This window comes from Halomonas alkaliantarctica, from assembly GCF_029854215.1.
GTDB classification, from domain to species: Bacteria; Pseudomonadota; Gammaproteobacteria; order Pseudomonadales; family Halomonadaceae; genus Vreelandella; species Vreelandella alkaliantarctica_A.
Window position 1 is genome coordinate 3,746,191 of record NZ_CP122961.1, and the last position, 20,077, is coordinate 3,766,267.

Here is a 20,077-nt window from a genome sequence, read left to right on the forward strand (position 1 = left end):
AGTGCCCGTGATTTAGCGGACACTCGGCTTTTCAGTCAGTTGCCTACTTTTATGCCGCCTGCACTTCGATACGGCGCGTGCGGTGGCTATCTTTCTTGGGCAACGTTAACGTCAGCACGCCATTGACGAGAGTCGCGGAAATCGCATCACCGTCCACTTCTCGGCTGAGGTTAAAACGCCGCGCAAAGCGTTGACCACGCACCTCGGCATGCAGCGCACTCAGCCCTTCAGGCATGTCCAAGGCTATCTCACCCTCTAAGCTCAGCACGTTGTTGTCGAGCTCTACTTTCAGCGTTTCCTGTGTCACGCCAGGCATATCCGCCACCAGCTTGAGGGCATTGGGTTCCTCGATGATATCCACCGCCGGCAGCAGGGTTTCGGTTTGCAGTTGGCGTTGTTCCTCGCCACGCTGTTGAAGCGGGGCACGATTAGATGAACGAACGACGGTATTCATAGTTTATTCCTCCTTATCAAGGTCAATAAACAGTCATCAGGCCACTTGAACATCTATACGCCTCGGTTTGAGTTCCTCGCGCTTGGGCAGCACGATCTCAAACACACCATGGTTATGGCGCGCCTCTGCCCGCTCGGCATCCAAGCCGTCAGGTAGTGCGATGGCACGCACGAACTCACCGTGGGCACGTTCACGGCGGAATACCGGGGGCGTACTTCCATTGTCGTTACTGCTCATCACAGGCTCACGCTTGCCACGCAGGGTGAGCACATTGTCTTGAACATCAATGGTCAGATCCGAGGGCGCCAATCCCGCTGCAAACACATACACTCTGACCGTATCGTCACTGCGAGCGACATTGATCATGGGGAAGCTGCCTCGCGGCACAGCGCGAATATCCGCCGCATTGCCATCGGGAAAGAAGCCATCCAGCAACTGGCTAAACCAGTCAAACTGGCTAGGCAAACCGGTTTCGAAACGCTTAATATCGTCAAACATTGCGAATACCTCCTAGCTTAAACAGATGGTCGAAGGAGGCCACTACATCAGAGATCAGCGCCTCCTTAATCTGCAAAATAGGAGCGTTCAGACGGTTTTCAAGGGGTTCAATCGCCATTTTTTTGGCTTTTTTAAGCTGCCAATGGCGGCATCAAGCCCGGTTTAGTGGCCGTTGCTAAACGCGGCCATCAGGCAACCGTAACGTCTTTGGACAAATAAACATCCTGAATCGCATGCAGCAGTTCAACGCCTTCCTGCATCGGTTTCTGAAACGCCTTGCGCCCCGATATCAAGCCCATTCCGCCTGCTCTCTTATTGATCACAGCCGTACGAACCGCTTCGCCGAGATCGGAGTGGCCTTTCGAGCCCCCGCCGGAATTAATTAAACCCGCGCGGCCCATAAAGCAGTTGGCGACCTGGTAGCGGGCCAAATCAATGGGATGGTCAGTAGTCAGTTCGCTGTAGACCTTATCGTGGGTATGCCCAAAACCCACCGCTCGGTAGCCGCCGTTATTCTCGGGCAATTTCTGTTTGACGATATCTGCCTTAAGGGTCGCGGCCATATGATTAGCTTGGCTGGTGAGATCGGCTGCGACGTGATAATCGGTGCCGTCCTGCTTGAAGGCAGGATTGCGCAGATAAGCCCACAGCACCGTTACCATTCCCAATTGGTGGGCGCGCTCAAAGGCCTCGCTAATCTCCATGATTTGCCGACGGCTCTCATGGGAGCCAAAGTAAATCGTCGCCCCCACCGCCACGCATCCCATGTCGTGGGCCTGGTCTACATCGGCAAATAGCGTCTGATCGTATATCGCTGGATGGCTCAACGTCTCGTTATGGTTAAGCTTGAGCATCATCGGGATCTTGTGGGCATAGCGCCGCGCCACCGACGATAAAACACCCAGCGTCGATGCCACGCCATTGCAACCACCTTCGAGCGCCAACTCAACGATATTGGCCGGGTCGAAGTAGCGCGGATTAGGCGCGAAAGAGGCACCCGCCGAGTGTTCAATGCCTTGATCTACCGGCAGCAGGCTGAGGTAACCGGTACCCGCCAAACGGCCATGATTGAAAAACGCCTGCATGTTACGTAACACCGCAGGACTGCGATCACTATCGGCCATCACACGATCAATGAAATCGGGACCAGGAAGATGTAAGTCTTCTCGTCGAACACCCTGACAAGTGTGGTTCAGCAAACTATCGGCATCGCTGCCGAGCAAAGCAGTTATATCGGTCATGGTGCGCTCCTTTATACTTGTATGTTACAAAAAGTAAGTGTATGCCAAATGCTGCTTCAATGAAGCCTATCGGCTCAATAAAGCCCAGCGCTTCAATAGAGCATAGCGGAAGCACGCGCGTCGTGGTGGCGACCCACTGGAAGTTAGTCTGCAGGCGTCGGTTAGTTTCTAAGATAACACCGGCCATCAGTTCGATACTTCTCAAGATCGAAGAGGTAAACGACTGAGCGTCTTTCCGAATGATACGTTGGTCTTACGACTTCTTCAGACCGGCCTGTCATGGTACTCGTTATGGCGTGTGGGCTTGCCGAGAGTTTGCCAGTTCAAGGCATCTATAAAAACGTAGCGACCTATTTATTATTCACCGTAGTTTTGGGCCAACGGGCAATCATCGCGGTGACAATAATGGCAAACAGCAGCCGTGCCCATAAGATACCTGCTATATCAGCCCCCAGCATCAAGATCAGCAGCGTGTCTTCTATCACGCTATGGCAGAGGCCGAGAAAGCACAGTGCAAGCGTGCTATCACGCTTACTGAGAACGCCATTTTGCACATCACGAATCAGCAATCCAGCGCCATAGCTTAGCCCTAGCGTGAACCCAATCACCGTCACATTAGCTGCCGAGCGGCCAATGCCTAATAGCTTGAGTAGCGGTAGTAGACCAAGATGAATCCAGCGCTCCAAACCCAGTCTTTTTAAAAGTTTTAGAAGCACAATCAACGCTAAAATAATCACAAAAATAAGCGCTATTGTTTCAAGCTGTGCAATCGCCCAGCTGCTTAGCGTAGGCGCTGTCGATAAATGTGGTTGCCATACCAGTTCAACAGGTGCTTGTAACAAACCAAAATACGCATAGAAACAGTGTAAGAGCCAAGCAAGCAGCAAAGCCCCACCTACACGCAGGACTAATGTAGCCCACCAAGGTACGCCAGCGCGCTTAGCAACGGCTCCCTCAACGGGAAACGAATGCCCTACCAGCATCAACGCACCCAGCACCGTTACTTGCTCAACACTCAAAGGCGTTTCACCGACAACTTGGAAAAATACCGCAATTGCGGTGTACAAGTTGGTAAAGAGCGCCGCCGCCCACACAACGCCCAACTGCTCGGGCAAACCGAGCACGCTCATTAAGGGTGCTAATACCGTTCCGAGCCAGCCAATAACGCCTAAGAGCTCTAACCCTTTGACGATAAGCAACGCCGGAATCAGGATCTTGAGCAGTGTCACATACACGCGCAGCGCGTCTTGCAATAAACAAATTACCCCAGCCAATAGATGGTAAATTTTGATCCGCATCAGGCCCCCGTTACCATCATTTGAACAAACGATATGATAATGAGGATGACGCAGAATATTCTTTCCAATACGTCGCTAACAATCACTATTCATTCTTTATAAGCACAGAAAGAGCATGTTATTACATGGACGCCATTGATCGACGAATTCTTCACCAGCTTCAGCGTGATTCCAGCCTGACCAATCATGCATTAGCGGATGAAATAGGACTTTCACCCTCTGCCTGTTTAAAGCGGGTTAATCGATTGCGCGACGCTGGAATCATTGAGCGGGAGGTGGCATTACTTAACCCCAACGCTCTAGGGCAGTGCCTTCACATGGTGGTGGAAGTCACCATGGAGCGGGATAACAAGTTGCTCTACCAGCGTTTTTTAACATCAGCGCTAAGCGCCCCTGAAGTAAAGCAGTGTTATCAGGTAACCGGCGAGTGTGATTTTGTATTGATCGTAACGGTGGCTGACTTAGATGAGTACGACCGTTTCTGCGATCGCGTACTTTATAGCGACGACAATATGCGTAAGTTCCGCACGCTACTGTCGCGTAAGCGGCATAAGTTTGATACATCCGTCCAGCTCAGCCGTTGAGGACTGCTCAGGCCGTCAGTCCAATCCCGCGCAAAATCACCGAGGTCACCGACTGAACAGCTTTTTCGAACTGCAGGTCATCCAGCGGTTGGTCGTCATTAAGCAGGTAGATTTGGTAGTCAAAGTCGGCGTAATGCTGGGTGGAGGCCCAAATCATATAAAGAAGGTAGGAAGGCTCGACTGGATTGATTTGCCCCGACTCGACCCATTCGCGAATTTTCGACTCTTTGAGCTTGGCCCATTCATAAAGGTTGTCGCGCAGGCGCTCTTTAAGAATGGGTGCGCCCTGCATCACTTCGGCAGCCCATACTTTCGAGCCATGGGCGCGATTGCGGGAGTGGTTCATCTTGGCGCGAATATATGTGGAGAGCACCACCCGTGGATCATCGTAGAGCTCAAAGCACAGCGCGTCCTGCTTCCACACCTCCAAAAGCTCTAGCAACACATCCTGGTAGAGCGCTTTTTTAGTAGAGAAGTAGTAGTGCACATTGGACTTGGGAATATCGGCTAGTTGGGCTATCTCCCCCATGGAGGCACCTGCGTAGCCTTTCTCGGCAAACAGCTGCTCGGCCGCGTGTAGAATCTTCTTAACGTTGGTCTGGCGAATTTCGTCCTGGGTTCTTGCCACGCTGTACTCGTCCCTTACGTCGAAGATAGGTACCAAAAAAAGCACCGTCGCAGAACGACGGTGCTGAGAAGATCTCCTATTTACCTTAGGACGTCAACTCTGATTGGCAGGGAACGAGAACTCCGCCTGCGTCGCTTCGCTGACCGAAGGCCACCGCTGGGAAACCGCTTTGCGGCGGGTGTAGAAGCGCACTGAGTCAGGGCCGTAAGCGTGCAGGTCACCAAACAGCGAGCGCTTCCAGCCACCAAAGCTGTGGTAGGCCACGGGCACGGGCAGCGGTACGTTAACCCCCACCATGCCAACCTCGATAGCATCGGTAAAGCGGCGGGCGGCTTCGCCATCGCGGGTAAACAGGCAGGTGCCGTTGCCGTACTCGTGCTCGTTAATCAGCTGCATGGCGTCGTCCAGACTACCGACCCGCATGACGCAGAGCACTGGCCCGAAGATCTCTTCCTGATAAATGCGCATGTCAGCGGTAACGTTATCAAACAGGCAGCCACCAACGAAATAGCCCTCTTCATAGCCTGGGACTTTCAGATCGCGGCCATCGGCGACCAGTGACGCGCCAGCCTGTACACCATCTTCAATATAGCCGAGAACTTTATCGCGGTGCTCAGCGGTCACCAGCGGCCCCATATCCAGATCCCGCTGGGTGCCGGGGCCGACTTTTAGCTGGGCGATTTTAGGAAGCAGGGTTTCGACTAGGCGATTGGCCGTTTCATCACCGACGCACACCGCGACCGAGATCGCCATGCAACGCTCGCCGCAGCTACCAAACGCTGCGCCCATTAAGGTATTGGCGGCGTTTTCCAGATCAGCATCCGGCAGTACCACGGCGTGGTTCTTCGCCCCACCCAACGCCTGAACGCGCTTGCCTGCAGCGGTACCGCGCGAGTAAATCGCTTCCGCTACGGGCGTTGAGCCGACAAAGGAAATGGCTTTAACCGCTTTGGCATCCAGCAGCGTTTCCACCGCTTCGCGCCCGCCGTGAATAACATTCATCACGCCTTTAGGCAGCCCCGCTTCTTGAAGCAGTTCGGCCACAGCCATAGAGGCAGAAGGGTCTTTCTCAGACGGCTTGAGAATGAAGGTATTACCGCAAGCAATCGCCATGGGGTACATCCACAGCGGCACCATGGCGGGGAAGTTAAACGGGGTGATGCCCGCGACCACGCCCAGAGGCTGAAAATTTGACCAAGCATCGATGCCCGGCCCTACGTTGTGGGAGTACTCGCCTTTTAACAGCTCCGGCACCCCACAGGCGTACTCGACGTTCTCAATGCCACGCTTGAGCTCGCCCATGGCGTCTTCGGGGGTTTTGCCGTGCTCTTCGCTGACCAGTTGAACCAAGCGGTTAGCGTTATCTTCAAGCAACTGCTTAAAGCGGTACATCACCTGGGCGCGCTTAGCGGGCGGCGTATCGCGCCAGGCGGGAAACGCCGCCTGGGCGGCGGCAATGGCACGCTCGACATCAGCAGCATCTGCGTCAGCCACTTGGCGAATCACTTTGCCCGTAGAGGGATTGGTCACATCCAGTGTGCGCTTACTTTCAACCAACTCGCCGTTAATCAGGTGGGAAACAACACTCATATTTAAACTCTCTGAAATTTAGGTCAGTCGGTAATGCCAACGACTCTTAGGCTAACGAATCCAGGGTAGTGGCCACCGCATCGAATAAGCGCTCCAGCTCAGCCTCGGTGGTGCCAAAGGGAGGGCCAAACTGCAACGTATCGCCGCCGTAGCGCACGTAGAAGCCCGCCTCCCACAGCGCCATATGCGCGTCCCGGGGGCGAATCGTTGGGTCGCTGTCCCGGGGCGTTAGCTGAATGGCACCCGCTAAGCCGTAGTTACGAATATCGACAACGTGATTGCGGCCCTTCAAGGCGTGTAGCTTCTGCTCAAAGGTAGGCGCGATGGCGTTAACCTGGGCGGGGAAGCTTTCACGCTCCATCATCTCAAGCGCAGCCAGACCCGCGGCGCAGGCTACCGGGTGGGCGCTGTAGGTGTAACCGTGGGGAAACTCAACGGCGTGTTGGGGGCCACCGGCATGCATAAAAGTGTCGAAAATTTCGCTGGAAGCGATCACCGCGCCCATGGGGATGGCGCCGTTAGTGATCTGCTTGGCCACATTCATAATATCCGGCGTCACGCCAAACGCTTCCGCGCCGGTGGTGGCGCCGCTGCGGCCAAAAGCGGTGATGACTTCATCGAAAATCAGCAGGATGTCGTGAGCAGTACAGATCTCGCGCAGCCGGTTCAGGTAGCCTTTAGGCGGTACAATCACCCCTGCCGAGCCTGACATTGGCTCAACAATCACCGCGGCAATGGTGGAGGCATCATGTAGGGCAATTTGGTCGAGCAATGCATCGGCAAGTTCGGCACCGGTTTCCGCTTGGCCGTGCGTAAAAGCGTGACCCGCTTGAAGGGTGTGCGGCAGGTGCGTTACGTCCATCAACTGACCGTAGTGTTTGCGATTGCCGCCAATCCCGCCCAGGCTGGTTCCACCGATATTCACCCCATGGTAGCCCTTGGCGCGGCCAATCATGCGGGTTTTTTCGGGTTTACCTTTTAACCGCCAGTAAGCCTTGGCCATTTTGACCGAGGTATCCGCGGCTTCTGACCCAGAGTTGGTGAAAAACACATGATCCAGCCCTTCTGGCGTAAGGCTGGCCACCTTTTCCGCCAGCTTAAATCCCAATGGGTGGCCAATTTGAAAGCCAGGCGCAAAGTCGAGGCTGCCTAGCTGCGCCGCTACGGCTTTTTGAATCTCTTCGCGATTATGGCCCGCGCCGCAGGTCCATAGCCCAGAAAGCGAGTCGAATAGCTTACGGCCCTGGTCATCAATGTAGTAACGCCCTTCGGCACCTGTAACCACACGCGGATTGGCATGGAAGTCGCGGTTGGCACTAAACGGCATCCAATAGTGGTGATTAAGGGCCGTTTTCGAAGACGACTCCTGCATAGAAGAAGTCGATGCTTCAGGCTTCGTTTTGCTTTTTATTCCAAACATGTTGTCCAGCTCCATCGCTATAAGACTTGGATTCAGCATGCGCCAGCAAACACGTTTATAAAATTACACTTTTCTTTTGTTCACGTTAGAGGATTTATACGTATCGTCGGCTTTTTTATCTCTACTCTAGCAATGAGCCAAACAATAATCGGGGAGTCGCCAGCTTCCTCCGTGCTCAATAAAAGGAAGTCATATGAACTCGCTTACTGAACCGAAAATCGCCATAGCTGACTTACGCACTGACAGCGATCGACTTTGGGAATCGCTAATGGAGATGGCTAAGCTGGGCGCCACCGCAAAAGGCGGTGTCAATCGTCAGGCGCTTACCGATTTAGATCGCCAGGGACGCGATCTATTTATCCAGTGGTGCCGTGCCGAGGGCTGCACGATTCGGATTGATAATATCGGCAATATCTTTGCCCGCCGTGAAGGCAGCGACCCCAGCGCCAAAGCGGTGATGGCAGGCAGCCATCTGGATAGTCAGCCTACCGGCGGCAAATACGATGGCTGCTTTGGTGTGTTCTCCGGCCTGGAAGTGATTCGCACCCTTAACCAGCACAACATCACAACGCAATCCCCTATCGAAGTTGTGGCCTGGACCAACGAAGAGGGCTGCCGCTTTCCGCCCTGCATGATGGGTTCCGGCGTATTTACCGGCGAGCTGGCGTTTGACACCATGATGGCGCGCACCGATGCCGATGGCGTCACAGTAAGCGATGCCCTGGACGCCATCCACTACCGCGGCAGCGACAGCGTCTCGCCCAGTGAGATAAAAGCCTACTTTGAACCGCACATTGAGCAGGGCCCGATTCTGGAAGATACCGATACCACCATTGGTGTGGTGATCGGCGGGCTTGGGCAAAAGTGGTTTGATTTAACCCTGACCGGCCTTGAAGCCCACGCTGGGCCCACGCCGATGAACCTTCGCCGGGATGCCATGATGGGCGCAGCAGAGGTCACCCAAGCGCTCAACCGTATTGCCTTTGAACACCAGCCCCACGGGCGCGGCACGGTGGGCTGCATGACGCTGCACCCCGGTTCGCGTAACGTTATTCCCGGTCAGGTTAAAATGACTCTGGATATGCGCCACTGGGAGCCTGAAGCACTTATCGCAATGGGCCAGGCGGTGGCCGCTGCCGTGGAAGACATATGCCAACGCCACGGGTTGGCATATGAATTAACGCCTACGGCGGATTTTGCCCCGGAACACTTCAACAAAGAATACGTTGATGCGGTGCGTGAAGGGGCGAAGAAGCTAGGCCTATCGCATATCGATATCATCAGCGGCGCGGGCCACGATGCGATGTTTGTGGGCCGCGTAGCTCCTGCGGCAATGATCTTTATTCCCTGTAAGGACGGTATTAGCCACAACGAGATCGAAAGTGCGACGCCGGAACACGTTCATGCAGGCTGTAACGTTCTGCTCCACGCCATGCTGGACGCTGCTGGACTAGCGGAATAGGTCACCAATTAGGTTGCAACGCTAAACGGTAAAGTTCACGTGTGCCCGCGCCAGCTCAGCAAATTGCTTGCGGGAGGGCTTAAAGCCCACCCCTGACGGCCAGGCTAGCCAGGCATCGGGCGCCATAAAGCTGGGTAGCGCCTCACGAACCCAGGCGCTTAGCGCTTGTTCTGATACGGCCTCTGCGTGCCAATCGATAAACGCCACCGGACGCTCACCCCATTCGGGGTGGGGCACCGGCACCACTAGCGCCTGGGAGACGCTAGAGTGATCGACCAAGCGCTGTTCGATGGCTTCCGGCTGAATATTCTCGCCGCCGGAGATAAAGCCGTTATCGAGCCGCCCCTCCACGACCAGCGCGCCCTCCGTCGTGAAGTGCCCCTTATCGCGGGTGGCAAACCAACCCTCGTCGTTGAGGGCTGGATCAACCTCGCCGTTATTCAAATAGCCGCAGAACAGGGTCTCGCCACGCACCTGTATCTCACCTTCAACCACCCTTACCTCTCGACCCGGTAGTGGCCTGCCCACGACGCCCGGCGCGGTAGGTATCCCGGTGCAAACCTGGCTGGCCATCTCGGAGAGCCCGTAGCTGACTTTCGGTGTTAGCCCCAGTGATGTCATCTTCGCCACCAGCGGTGCGGGAATGGCCGCGCCGCCCAGCAGCAGCTCGCGCAACTGCGTGCGCTGGGGCGTAAAGCCCGCCTTCAGCAGCCGCCAAAGCTGGGTGGGTACCAGTGAAAGATGGGTAATCGACTGCTGCTCAAGACGCGCGGGAAGCGTGTGTGGGTCCTCATCAAGAATCACCCGACCACCGGCGAGAAAAACGCGAAATGGAATAGCGTAGCCACCGATATGAAACAGCGGCAGCGAGAGCAGCCAGCCACTGTTTTGATCAACGGGAATAAACGACGCAGAGCCGCGCGCGGAGGCCAAATGATTGGCCACGCGCTGCAGCACTGCCTTGGGCGTACCGCTGGATCCAGAGGTAAAAATCGTGTTACACAGCTGGCGACCATTGAGCACTGGAGGCTCACCTGCACCAGCTTCCGCCAGGAAATCGAGGGTGATCGGCGTTAACTGTGAAGAAGTTAACTGTGAAGAGTAATCGTCGCCGCTTTCCGTTTGACAAACGCGGCCAGCCTGCAAGCGCTTGGCTAGGCACAGCTGCTGGGCAACGGGAAACGCAGGGTTAAGTGGGCAGAAAATCACCCCTGCCCGCAGGCAGGCCCACGCCAGCAGCAAGGACTCAAGCGAGCCTTTGGCGGGAACCACTAGCCGATCACCTGGCACAAACCCTTTCCGAGCCAGTTGCTGCGCTAAAGACGCCACTCGGCGATTAAGCGTTCGGTAGCTAAGCTTTATTGAACCCGCCTCTATGGCGACTTGCTCAGGGGTCTCATTGGCCCAGTAGTGGATGGGGCAGTTTTCTATCACGCTGAACTTTCCATTTTAGAGAGGCAGTGCACGTTTTCTGTCATCACTTCGCCCGTTTCAGTGGTCACGCGCTCGGTAAGCCAGTGGCCAGTATCCAGCCCCGGCGGATCATCGGGCGCCCACTCGCTGGCCAGCCGACCCAACAGCCCAAGTCCCAAATCGGATTCAAAGCTGGAGGAGATCACCACGCGTAGATCGCTCGCTCTTGCCCGTTGAACGAGTGCCTCGCAAGCGCTTAGCGAGCCGATCAGCGTGGGCTTGATGACCAGGGCTTTGAGCTGCGGGTGGCAGTGCCACTCTTCCCTGCGCGACAGCGTTTCATCCAGGGCAATGGCCACCCCCGTCGCTTCTGCCACGGCGATGGTGTCAGCGAAGGCAGTGCAGGGCTCTTCCAGGTAATCGATTTGCGCAAGGGGCAGGCGCTCACAGAAACGCTGGGCTTCTTCCCGCGTCCAGCCGCCGTTGGCATCCAGAATCAGCTTAGTGGCGGGTAGCCGAGTAGCAAGCTGTTCGATCAGCGCCAGCTCCTGCTCCATGGGATAGCGTGCCACCTTCAACTTGAGCCGAGAGGGCGGCGACGCTTGCCAATCGCTTTCTCCAAGAGCCTCTATCAATTCTGCAGGCGCTCCCTGGAGCAGCGGATAAGGCGGCAAAGAAGCAGGAAGATTGCTTGGCCAAGAGCGTTGGGCGCAATCAAACCCAAACTGAACCGATGGCAGTATTGGAGAGACTGTTTCGCCTCGGCTCAAAGCAGCCAAACAGGCCAAACTTTCGGCTTCAGCTTCCTCCAGCGTTTCAGTCGAGAAGCCGGGTAGCGGGGCAATCTCACCCCACTGCCCGTGGATGGAAACTAACAGCCCTTCTCTGTTCGTCAGCCGCTGTCCTTTAAACATGAGCGGCTGACGGAACGGGAGGGAGTAGCGGTAGAGCGCCAGCTGCATTAAGGGTTACGCGGGTAGCGGGAAAAATCCGGGCGGCGCTTCTCGTTGAAGGCGTTACGCCCCTCTTGTCCCTCTTCGGTCATGTAGTAGAGCATAGTCGCATTGCCCGCCAACTCCTGCAGCCCAGCCTGACCGTCGCAGTCGGCATTGAGCGCGGCTTTTAGGCAGCGCAGCGCCATGGGGCTGTGCTGGAGCATTTCCCGGCACCAGCGCACGCTCTCTTTTTCAAGCGTCTCCAACGGCACTACGTGGTTGACCAGCCCCATTTCCAACGCTTGGGCGGCACTGTATTGGCGGCACAGAAACCAGATCTCCCGGGCCTTTTTCTGGCCCACAATGCGCGCCATATAAGAGGCGCCGTAACCACCATCGAAGGAGCCTACTTTGGGCCCTGTTTGACCGAAAATCGCGTTGTCGGCCGCTATGGTCAGATCGCACATCAGATGCAGCACATGGCCGCCGCCGATGGCGTAGCCCGCCACCATCGCCACTACTGGTTTGGGGCAAGTGCGAATATCACGCTGGAAATCGAGTACGTTGAGGTGGTGGGTGCCCTCTTCATCCTGGTAGCCGCCATAGTCACCGCGAATGCGCTGGTCACCGCCGGAACAGAACGCTTTGTCGCCTGCGCCAGTGAGCAGAATGGCACCAATGGAGCTGTCGTGGCGGGCGCGGTTAAGCGCCTGGGCCATCTCGCTCACCGTTAGCGGGCGAAAGGCGTTGCGTACCTCTGGCCGGTTGATGGTGATGCGCGCAATGCCATCAGCAGTGGTGTGGTACAAAATATCCTGATAGCCATCGGAGCGATCCTGCCACTCGATGGGCGCATAGAGTTCCGATTCAGTGAGTCCGTTGATCATGCCAGTCTCTTTTTCTTTGCCAGGGGGTTTTTCGTTCGCTTTTGGACGTGGTTCTTGCCGAGAATCGCTTAACCCAACATACCTGCAACGACTAGACCCAGCGCCACGATGCTTAACAGCGCAGCCCCACCGTACATCAGTTTTTTGTTAAGTGCGTCATTGCCCACGCGGATATCAAACATCCCATGGCGCAGGCGGTGAGCGGCATGAAATAGCGGTAAACAGACCACCGCCCCAACAAACAGAAAGCCCGGCACGCTGAACAGCAGCGCTGATGCGCGCTCATAGCTCAACGCCTCGGCGGGCAGCAGGCCAAGGGGCAGTAAAACGGCGATAAAGAGAATCACAGCAGGTAGCAAGACGGCGAAACAGACACCACCCGCGCTAAACAGCCCCCACCAAAGCGGTTCATCAAAGGCCTGTTTGTGCTGAGTGCTGTTTTTGCCCATGCTTGGTTTATTCATGGCTAGCTTTTCCATATTTAGGCCCTCCCGAATAACCAGAAAAACAGCAGCGCGACTGCCACTACGCCTGCCCACTGACCAGCCACAATGGCCTGATCGGGCAGACTGTGTCCGGCGATACGCAGCGGCATTACCCGTGGGAACAGCACAAAGAAGGTGGCGGCGTGAAACAGGCTGGCGGCCAATGCTAAAAGATTCAGCACTAATACGATGGGAGAGCCCATAAAGGCGATCCATCCCTGCCAGCTTTCTGCCCCTTGAAGAAGCGCCACCATACCGGCGATCAGGCAGAGCGTGAAAAACACCAGCGGCAGCACCGTGGCTTCGCGCAGCATATAGAGTTTAAAAAAGCGGTGTTTCAGCCACCAGTTGCGTTTCAGTGGTGGCAGGCGTTGCGATGATGATTTATCCATGACGTTCCTCCCCTACCCTTTAAACAGCGCAATGAGTGTGTGTTTGGCGGCCTCAACCTTGCCCTGATTTACCGCCGCGGCGGGGTCAACGTGTTTGGGGCATACCTTGGAGCAGAAGCCCACAAAGGTGCAGCTCCAAACGCCTTCATGGCGGTTAAGTTCGGCCATACGCTGCTTCTTGCCGTGGTCGCGGCTATCCAGGTTGTAACGGTGAGCCAGCGTTAGCGCCGCCGGGCCAAGGAACTCAGGATTAAGCCCGAACTGCGGACAGGCCGAGTAGCAGAGGCCGCAGTTAATACAGTTAGCGAACTGCTTATAACGGGCGAGCTGTTCAGGTGACTGTTGATAGGGTTCCGGCGTCTGGGGATCAAACGCTTTCACCGGATTGTCATCGATCAGGTAGGGCTTAACCGCGGCCAGATGCTCAAGAAATATTTCCATGTCCACGACCAGGTCCCGCTGTACCGGAAAGTGGGAGAGCGGCTCGATGCGGATCTCGCCTTCGTAATCGCGCAGGAAAGTTTTACAACCAAGCTTGGGAATGCCGTTGACCATCACGCCACAAGAGCCGCAAATCGCCATCCGGCACGACCAGCGGTAGCTCAAGGTGCTATCGAGCTGCTCTTTAATGTGGTTGAGGGCATCCAACAGCGAGGTGCTGTCGTCCACCGGCAGTTCGTACTGCTGCCAATAGGGCTCAGCCGAGCTGTCGGGCAGGTAGCGCTTGACGCTAATGTGCTTGGTGCTAACGTTCTTAGCATTGATCTGCTCGGTGTTCATGCCTTGCCCCCCTTGCCTGCATCGCCATAGGCCCGCTCAGCCGGTGCGGAGAACCGCACATCGACATCCTGCCAGCGCAGTTCGGCATGCGCTTCGCCTTGGTAAAACACCTGGCTGTGCTTGAGGTAATTAACGTCGTCGCGTTTCTGCATGCCTTCATCCAGGCGCTGATGGGCACCGCGGGATTCACGGCGCTCCAGGGCACTCAAGCAAGAGGCTTCGGCAATATCCAACCCATAGCCAAGCTCGATACACTCCAGCAGCTCGGTATTGAATATCTTGCTGGTATCTTTAACGCGTATCTCATTGAAGCGAGCGCGCAGCTGGCGCATGGTCTCAAGCGAATGGCGCATGCCCTCTTCAGTGCGGTAAATACCGCAGCCGCTCTCCATGGCCTGCACCATGGCGCGCTTGAGTTCGACCCAGTTCTCTCCACTTCCGGTTCCGTCACAGAGGCGCAGCAGCTTGGCTTGTTGACGATCACCCTGGGCTTCCAGCAGCCGCTCATCGGCCCACTCGGTTTTTGCTGCACGCTTGCTGGCTTGCTCACCGGCTAAGCGGCCAAACACCAGTAGCTCGCTTAGCGAATTGGAGCCTAGCCGGTTAGCACCGTGCAGCCCCACCGAGGAGCACTCCCCAGCGGCATAAAGCCCGGCGATGGAGGTTTCGCACTGAGGGTCGGTTTCGATCCCACCCATGGTGTAGTGCACCGCTGGGCGAATAGGGATGGGCTCTTTAACAGGATCAACATTGATATAGGATTTAGCCAACTCGCAGATAAACGGCAGGCGTTCCAAGATATACTTTTCACCCAAGTGGCGCAGGTCGAGATAAACCACGTCGCTGTCGCCAAACTTGCCGGTGCGGCCCGCCTGCTGCTCCTGCCAGAAGGCCTGGGAGAGCTTGTCCCGCGGCCCCAGCTCCATGTATTTGTTTTCCGGTTTGCCCAACGGCGTTTCCGGGCCTAGGCCGTAATCCTGCAGATAGCGGTAGCCCTCTTTATTGAGCAGAATGCCGCCTTCGCCCCGGCACGCTTCGGTAATCAAAATACCAGAGCCAGGCAGACCGGTGGGGTGGTACTGCACAAACTCCATATCCCGCAGCGCCACACCGTGACGATAAGCCATCGCCATACCGTCGCCGGTGACAATGCCCGCGTTGGTATTGAAGCGGAACAAGCGCCCTGCGCCGCCGGTAGCGAGAATCACCGCTTTAGCGCGCAGCAGGGTCAGTTCACCGGTGGCAATCTGCAGGGCTATCACGCCAATCACCGCACCTTCGTGAACAGCTAGATCGAGCACGAAAAACTCATCGAATCGCTCGATCTCAGGATATTTCAGCGAGGTCTGAAACAGAGTGTGGAGCATATGAAAGCCGGTTTTGTCGGCCGCAAACCAGGTGCGGGCGGTTTTCATGCCCCCAAAGCGGCGCACCTGCACTTGGCCATCGTCTTTACGGCTCCAGGGGCAGCCCCAGCGCTCCATCTGAACCAGCTCTTGATACGCGTGATGAACAAAGTAGTCGACGACGCCCTGCTCAACCAGCCAGTCACCGCCTGACACCGTGTCATCGAAATGCGCCTGGTGGGAATCTTCATCACTGGTGACGGCGGCAGCACCGCCTTCAGCGGCCACGGTATGGGAGCGCATGGGATACACCTTGGACAGCAGCGCAATGCGCTGGGGGGTGCCCTGCCCCTTGGCCTGCTCAGCGGCCCCAATGGCAGCACGCAAGCCTGCGCCACCCCCACCCACAATGACGATATCGAAATCTCGCTGCTGCATGAAAAGCCCCTTCATTAGCCAAGTCAAAGGTGGTACTGGCGGCAATCTTCGCTGCCGTCTTCTTTATTCGAACTTATCATGCCTGCTGCAGACCCTGCTCATTAGTCGAAAGGACTATTGACGTGAATCAAAGAAGCAGTGAATTGAGTCAGCATTGCTGTTCCCGTAAGGCCGCAGCACCTACTCTTCTAGCCATCCCGTGCAAGGCAAATGCCTATTCGCCAGACGATTACAATCGCCAAGATAAAATTAAGAGAGGTGCCGAATGACGACGAATGCTCAACCCTCACCGAGATGGAAATTGTTAGCGCCGCTAGCAGTCGCCATCATCGTCGCGCTGATACCCACACCCCCGGGGCTTGCGCCTCATGCATGGTACTTTTTCGCCATTTTCCTTGGCTGTGTCGTCGGTCTTATTCTGGAACCATTACCGGGCGCAGTGGTGGGCCTGGTCGGCGTTACCCTGGTGGCACTGCTTTCTCGGTGGGTGCTGTTCTCTCCCGAACAGCTGGCCGCTGACGGCTTCAACCCCGCCGGACAAGCTTTTTCCTGGGCGGTGTCAGGCTTTACCAACTCCACCGTCTGGCTAATTTTCGGTGCCTTTATGTTTGCCCTGGGGTACGAAAAAACCGGACTGGGCAGGCGGATATCGCTCTGGCTGGTCAAAGCCATGGGGAGGCGCACCTTGACCCTTGGCTACGCGGTGATGATTGCGGATGGCATTTTGGCGCCGTTTACGCCCTCGAATACCGCGCGCAGTGCGGGCACGATCTACCCCGTGATTCGCAACCTGCCGCCGCTTTATGATTCGCACCCTAATGACCCAAGCATGAAGCGCATGGGTAGCTTTTTGATGTGGACCGCGTTGGCGTCTACCTGCGTAACCAGCTCGCTATTTTTGACCGCACTGGCGCCCAACCTGTTGGCGATCGCGTTAACCGAAAGCACCACTGGTATCCAGGTCAATTGGGGGCAGTGGTTTATGGCAGTAGCACCTGTGGGCATCCTGCTGCTGCTTCTGGTGCCGCTGCTGAGCTACTGGCTATGCGCCCCCGAAGTGAAGGCAGGCGATGAAATTTCTGATTGGGCGGGCCAGGAGCTAACCAAGCTAGGGGCACTGACCCGCCATGAAATAATGTTGGTCGCTATGGTGGTCACCGCCCTGCTGTTATGGATTTTTGCCGGCAGTGTTATCTCTGGTTCACTCGTGGGCCTAGTGGTGATCTGCGGCATGCTGTTAACGGGCATCATTCACTGGGACGATATTCTTAATAATCGCGCAGCTTGGAATACCTTTGTATGGTTTGCCACCCTGGTGGCACTGGCAGGCGGTCTCAGCCAAGTTGGGTTCGTCAACTGGTTTGGCAATGTGGTGGGCGGTCAGATAAGCCACTTCGACCCGCTGATGGCCATGGTGGCGCTGGTGGTCATTTTCTATCTACTGCACTACTTCTTTGCCAGCGTTACTGCCCACGTTACCGCCCTGCTGCCGGTGATTCTGGCAGCGGCATCAGGTATAGCGGGGCTGGATATGCAGATGTTTGTGCTGCTACTGCTGCCCACACTGGGCTTTATGGGCATCATTACTCCCTACGGTACAGGGCCAAGCCCGGTTTACTACGGCAGCGGCTACCTGCCCAGCGCACTCTTTTGGCGCCTAGGGGCAATCTTTGGGCTGCTATTCCTGGTGGCTTGGCTGGCGATCGGCCTACCCTGGCTACTCGTGATCAGCTGATAACCAGTCGCCTATCGTGGATACCAGGCATTGAGATGCTGAGCGATCCTCTCAGGTTGCTCAGCATGAAGATTGTGGCCCCCTTCCAGCGTGATATGGCGCAGGCGCGGGGCCATTGTTGTCAGATGAGACGCCAAAGAGTGGAACTTGGCATCCCGCCGCCCCGAAAAGTAGCTTACCGGAAGCGAGGTACTTTCCAGCCAATGCCAAAGCGAAGGCTGTTGGCCTAAGGAAGTTGATCGCAGCATGCTGGCGATGGCTGGCCCGTGATTCGCTAGCCGACGTTGAATCTGCCGAGTGCACTGGGCCTCGGTTAAGTCGGCGAACACCGGCTGCAGATACCAATCGATAAGTACGTTTCCCAATGGCTCCCGCTCGAAGCGTGTTGCCCAGCGTTCATCATGAGCAATACGGCCAGGACGCTCACTGGCGGGTAAACCAGGGTGAGCACTCTCCAGCCAGAGCGCTTCCAACCCCGATGGCTGACGGCTGGCATGGTAAAGCGCCAAACGCCCGCCCAGGGAGTAACCCAGCAGGCAGTAGCGGCTAACCCCTCGGTCACTCAGTGTGTCGCAAAGCCAATGGTGAAACGCCTCAAACGAGGCCAGCCGTATCTGGTGATTCTCACCGTGCCCCGGCAGGTCTAACGCTAAGCAGTTAATGCTTTCCAAGCCAGCGATGACCTCATCCCAGTCCTGACGATCCCCCAGTAAGCCATGGAGCAGTACCAGGGTAGGCGCCTGCTGCTGTGATTTACTGCTCACGCGGCTCCCCTCGAATCGCTTCGCCAAGGGCCTTGAGATCATCGGCGACCTGCTGATGGGGCACGTTAACCTCGATCAGTGAAACGCCTACCTCTAACGCCTGGGTATAAGCCGCCGCGAAGGCCTCCAATGAACTGGGCGCCGAGTAGCCAAGCCCAAACATCTTGGCCGCATACTCGAAGTTCAAGCCGTGGGGCTGGCGGTAATAGCGCTCCAGCAGCTCACCCTCTTTGGGCACCGGCAGCATATGGAAAATACTGCCGCCATCATTATTAAGAATGACCACCACCAGAGGCTGGCTGGACTGTTTCAGCAGCGCCAAGCTGTTGAGATCATGCAGAGCACTCGTATCCCCCAGCACGATAGTCGTGGGTTCCGAGCATGTGCAGCTGAGGCCATAGGCCGTTGCGATCAGGCCATCGATACCCGACGCGCCACGATTAGCCAATACCCGCAGCGGCGTTTGGCGATGCGTACCCAGCATATTCATTAGCCGTGCGGGCAGGCTGTTGCCTATAAACAGCTGCCCGACTGCCAACTGTGCTAAAAGGTGACAAACACCCAGTTCTGAGAATGCCGTACAACGCTCTTCCACAAGCCGACTGGTGCGGCGTTGGAGGCTATCCAACTGATGCCAAGGCGATAGTTCAGAGTGTGCTGGCAAATCAGCGATAAAGTCGGCAGGCGAGCATACCAAACGGCGCTTAACGCAGTAGTCTGGGTCCAGCCGCTGGGGCTGCGAATCAACCAACCAGACATCCTGCCAGGGCTGCTGGGCAATAAATTGGCTTAACCGCTTGGAAATGAGTCGGCCACCAAACTGCAGCAGCACTTCTGCTTTGGCGAGCTCAGCGCTGAAACGCTCATCATGCAGCGCCAAATCAAAATAAATCAGGTTGTGAGGATCAAACCGAACCTGGCTCTGCACATCCGCCAGCAACGGCCAGCCCAATTGCTTGGATAGCTCAACAGCATGCTGCGCCTGCTGGGAATCATCAACACTGCCAACGACAATCAGGCCCCGCTGTTGGGAAAACGTTTCCCACTCACTATTAAGCGCGGGAAACGCAGTGCTGGTCCGCCAATCACTCCACGGTTTTGAAGTCGTCAGCCAGTCCCTTAGCGGGGCGAGATAGTCACTGGCATCCATAGGGCAACTGCCGGGGTAAAGCGGCTCGCGGTAACGGCAGTTAATGTGAAGGGGCCCAGGAGTTCGGCGCTGCTGGTCAACCGCTTGGTCAAGCGTGCTAAGTAGGAATGCCGCTTTTATCTCAGCATCCGGCGGCGGCAGGTCGTGGTGAACAATGGTGTGGCGAAAGAATATATCCCGCTGGTCAATCGCCTGGTTGCTGCCGTTATCCAGCAGTTCAATCGGGCGGTCGGCAGAAAGCACGATAAGCGGCACGCCGAGCAATTTGGCTTCCACTACCGCCGGATAAAGGTTCGCTACAGCGGTGCCTGAGGTGGTGATAATGACGACCGGGCGCTGACTGCCCCGGGCAATGCCCAGCGCCATAAATCCCAGCCCACGCTCATCAAAGTGACAGCGGCAGCGCAGCCCGGCGTGTTCGCTGGAGGCCATGGTCAAAGGCGATGAGCGTGAACCCGGCGCCAGCACCACGTCGCGGACACCCAAGCGGTAGAGTTCCTCCAGCATCAGTGCCGCCCACACATGATTAAAGGTGGCGTGTTGGATGGCAAAATCGGTAGATACAGGTGCGGTCATA

Annotated in this window: 19 protein-coding genes; 3 read left to right on the forward strand and 16 right to left on the reverse strand. The window is 56.4% G+C overall.

Going from position 1 to position 20,077, the window contains the following annotated elements; all coding sequences use genetic code 11:
- Positions 1-49: 49 nt before the first annotated feature.
- From QEN58_RS17200 to QEN58_RS17215, 4 genes are all read right to left on the reverse strand, one after another.
- A complete protein-coding gene (locus QEN58_RS17200) occupies positions 50-454 on the reverse strand; it encodes an Hsp20/alpha crystallin family protein (protein ID WP_280104816.1) in 405 nt (134 codons plus the stop codon).
- Between the two features lie 36 nt (positions 455-490).
- Complete coding sequence (locus tag QEN58_RS17205) at positions 491-952, reverse strand: Hsp20/alpha crystallin family protein (RefSeq protein WP_280104817.1); 462 nt, start codon at positions 950-952, stop codon at positions 491-493.
- A 188-nt stretch (positions 953-1,140) separates the two neighbouring features.
- Positions 1,141-2,193, reverse strand: a complete 1,053-nt coding sequence (locus tag QEN58_RS17210) for a class I fructose-bisphosphate aldolase (RefSeq protein WP_280104818.1) — start codon at positions 2,191-2,193, stop codon at positions 1,141-1,143.
- Positions 2,194-2,543: 350 nt separating this feature from the next.
- Entirely contained in the window at positions 2,544-3,491 is a 948-nt protein-coding gene (locus QEN58_RS17215) for a nucleoside recognition domain-containing protein (RefSeq protein ID WP_280104819.1), read from the reverse strand.
- 125 nt (positions 3,492-3,616) lie between these two features.
- Here QEN58_RS17215 and QEN58_RS17220 point away from each other — a divergent pair, with 125 nt between their 5' ends.
- Positions 3,617-4,075 (forward strand): Lrp/AsnC family transcriptional regulator, encoded by a 459-nt coding sequence (locus QEN58_RS17220; RefSeq protein ID WP_280104820.1) that lies wholly within the window; start codon positions 3,617-3,619, stop codon positions 4,073-4,075.
- 7 nt (positions 4,076-4,082) lie between these two features.
- Here QEN58_RS17220 and QEN58_RS17225 read toward each other — a convergent pair whose 3' ends face one another.
- The 3 genes from QEN58_RS17225 to aptA all read right to left on the reverse strand — a co-directional run bounded on the left by QEN58_RS17225 (position 4,083) and on the right by aptA (position 7,713).
- Positions 4,083-4,703, reverse strand: a complete 621-nt coding sequence (locus QEN58_RS17225) for a TetR/AcrR family transcriptional regulator (protein ID WP_280104821.1) — start codon at positions 4,701-4,703, stop codon at positions 4,083-4,085.
- Between the two features lie 93 nt (positions 4,704-4,796).
- The gene (locus QEN58_RS17230; protein WP_280104822.1) at positions 4,797-6,293 is read right to left on the reverse strand and encodes a CoA-acylating methylmalonate-semialdehyde dehydrogenase; all 1,497 of its coding nucleotides are present in this window, start codon (positions 6,291-6,293) and stop codon (positions 4,797-4,799) included.
- Positions 6,294-6,339: 46 nt separating this feature from the next.
- Positions 6,340-7,713, reverse strand: a complete 1,374-nt coding sequence (gene aptA / locus QEN58_RS17235; RefSeq protein ID WP_280104823.1) for an omega-aminotransferase AptA — start codon at positions 7,711-7,713, stop codon at positions 6,340-6,342.
- Between the two features lie 193 nt (positions 7,714-7,906).
- Between aptA and QEN58_RS17240 the strand changes: the two genes are divergently transcribed.
- On the forward strand, positions 7,907-9,175 hold the full coding sequence (locus QEN58_RS17240) for a Zn-dependent hydrolase (protein ID WP_280104824.1): 1,269 nt from the start codon (positions 7,907-7,909) through the stop codon (positions 9,173-9,175).
- A gap of 21 nt (positions 9,176-9,196) precedes the next feature.
- Here QEN58_RS17240 and QEN58_RS17245 read toward each other — a convergent pair whose 3' ends face one another.
- The 7 genes from QEN58_RS17245 to frdA form a co-directional block, all read right to left on the reverse strand.
- Entirely contained in the window at positions 9,197-10,609 is a 1,413-nt protein-coding gene (locus QEN58_RS17245; protein WP_280104825.1) for an AMP-binding protein, read from the reverse strand.
- Entirely contained in the window at positions 10,606-11,550 is a 945-nt protein-coding gene (gene menC / locus QEN58_RS17250) for an o-succinylbenzoate synthase (protein WP_280104826.1), read from the reverse strand. The genes QEN58_RS17245 and menC overlap by 4 nt, the downstream gene beginning before the upstream one ends.
- Positions 11,550-12,410, reverse strand: a complete 861-nt coding sequence (menB, locus tag QEN58_RS17255) for a 1,4-dihydroxy-2-naphthoyl-CoA synthase (RefSeq protein ID WP_280104827.1) — start codon at positions 12,408-12,410, stop codon at positions 11,550-11,552. Before menB ends, menC begins: the two co-directional genes overlap by 1 nt.
- Positions 12,411-12,478: 68 nt before the next feature.
- Positions 12,479-12,874 (reverse strand): fumarate reductase subunit FrdD, encoded by a 396-nt coding sequence (gene frdD / locus QEN58_RS17260; RefSeq protein ID WP_280104828.1) that lies wholly within the window; start codon positions 12,872-12,874, stop codon positions 12,479-12,481.
- A gap of 17 nt (positions 12,875-12,891) precedes the next feature.
- A complete protein-coding gene (locus tag QEN58_RS17265; protein WP_280104829.1) occupies positions 12,892-13,287 on the reverse strand; it encodes a fumarate reductase subunit C in 396 nt (131 codons plus the stop codon).
- 12 nt (positions 13,288-13,299) lie between these two features.
- Entirely contained in the window at positions 13,300-14,067 is a 768-nt protein-coding gene (locus tag QEN58_RS17270; RefSeq protein ID WP_280104830.1) for a succinate dehydrogenase/fumarate reductase iron-sulfur subunit, read from the reverse strand.
- A complete protein-coding gene (frdA, locus tag QEN58_RS17275; protein WP_280104831.1) occupies positions 14,064-15,851 on the reverse strand; it encodes a fumarate reductase (quinol) flavoprotein subunit in 1,788 nt (595 codons plus the stop codon). Before frdA ends, QEN58_RS17270 begins: the two co-directional genes overlap by 4 nt.
- 265 nt (positions 15,852-16,116) lie before the next feature.
- Between frdA and QEN58_RS17280 the strand changes: the two genes are divergently transcribed.
- Positions 16,117-17,586 carry an anion permease gene (locus QEN58_RS17280; RefSeq protein ID WP_280104832.1) on the forward strand — a complete coding sequence of 490 codons (1,470 nt, stop codon included), beginning with the start codon at positions 16,117-16,119 and terminating at the stop codon, positions 17,584-17,586.
- A gap of 11 nt (positions 17,587-17,597) precedes the next feature.
- Here QEN58_RS17280 and menH read toward each other — a convergent pair whose 3' ends face one another.
- Both menH and menD read right to left on the reverse strand, forming a co-directional pair.
- Positions 17,598-18,350 carry a 2-succinyl-6-hydroxy-2,4-cyclohexadiene-1-carboxylate synthase gene (menH, locus tag QEN58_RS17285; RefSeq protein WP_280104833.1) on the reverse strand — a complete coding sequence of 251 codons (753 nt, stop codon included), beginning with the start codon at positions 18,348-18,350 and terminating at the stop codon, positions 17,598-17,600.
- Positions 18,340-20,076 (reverse strand): 2-succinyl-5-enolpyruvyl-6-hydroxy-3-cyclohexene-1-carboxylic-acid synthase, encoded by a 1,737-nt coding sequence (gene menD, locus QEN58_RS17290; protein WP_280104834.1) that lies wholly within the window; start codon positions 20,074-20,076, stop codon positions 18,340-18,342. The genes menH and menD overlap by 11 nt, the downstream gene beginning before the upstream one ends.
- Position 20,077: the final 1 nt, after the last annotated feature.

Excerpts from the sequence above, each read along its gene's own strand:
- QEN58_RS17200 (WP_280104816.1), bottom strand. The coding sequence starts at position 454 with ATGAATACCGTCGTTCGTTCATCTAATCGTGCCCCGCTTCAACAGCGT.
- QEN58_RS17215 (WP_280104819.1), bottom strand. The coding sequence starts at position 3,491 with ATGCGGATCAAAATTTACCATCTATTGGCTGGGGTAATTTGTTTATTG.
- menD (WP_280104834.1), bottom strand. The coding sequence starts at position 20,076 with ATGACCGCACCTGTATCTACCGATTTTGCCATCCAACACGCCACCTTT.
- QEN58_RS17205 (WP_280104817.1), bottom strand. The coding sequence starts at position 952 with ATGTTTGACGATATTAAGCGTTTCGAAACCGGTTTGCCTAGCCAGTTT.
- frdA (WP_280104831.1), bottom strand. The coding sequence starts at position 15,851 with ATGCAGCAGCGAGATTTCGATATCGTCATTGTGGGTGGGGGTGGCGCA.
- QEN58_RS17210 (WP_280104818.1), bottom strand. The coding sequence starts at position 2,193 with ATGACCGATATAACTGCTTTGCTCGGCAGCGATGCCGATAGTTTGCTG.
- QEN58_RS17270 (WP_280104830.1), bottom strand. The coding sequence starts at position 14,067 with ATGAACACCGAGCAGATCAATGCTAAGAACGTTAGCACCAAGCACATT.
- QEN58_RS17230 (WP_280104822.1), bottom strand. The coding sequence starts at position 6,293 with ATGAGTGTTGTTTCCCACCTGATTAACGGCGAGTTGGTTGAAAGTAAG.
- QEN58_RS17240 (WP_280104824.1), top strand. The coding sequence starts at position 7,907 with ATGAACTCGCTTACTGAACCGAAAATCGCCATAGCTGACTTACGCACT.
- QEN58_RS17280 (WP_280104832.1), top strand. The coding sequence starts at position 16,117 with ATGACGACGAATGCTCAACCCTCACCGAGATGGAAATTGTTAGCGCCG.
- QEN58_RS17265 (WP_280104829.1), bottom strand. The coding sequence starts at position 13,287 with ATGGATAAATCATCATCGCAACGCCTGCCACCACTGAAACGCAACTGG.
- menB (WP_280104827.1), bottom strand. The coding sequence starts at position 12,410 with ATGATCAACGGACTCACTGAATCGGAACTCTATGCGCCCATCGAGTGG.
- QEN58_RS17220 (WP_280104820.1), top strand. The coding sequence starts at position 3,617 with ATGGACGCCATTGATCGACGAATTCTTCACCAGCTTCAGCGTGATTCC.
- menC (WP_280104826.1), bottom strand. The coding sequence starts at position 11,550 with ATGCAGCTGGCGCTCTACCGCTACTCCCTCCCGTTCCGTCAGCCGCTC.
- aptA (WP_280104823.1), bottom strand. The coding sequence starts at position 7,713 with ATGTTTGGAATAAAAAGCAAAACGAAGCCTGAAGCATCGACTTCTTCT.
- frdD (WP_280104828.1), bottom strand. The coding sequence starts at position 12,874 with ATGAATAAACCAAGCATGGGCAAAAACAGCACTCAGCACAAACAGGCC.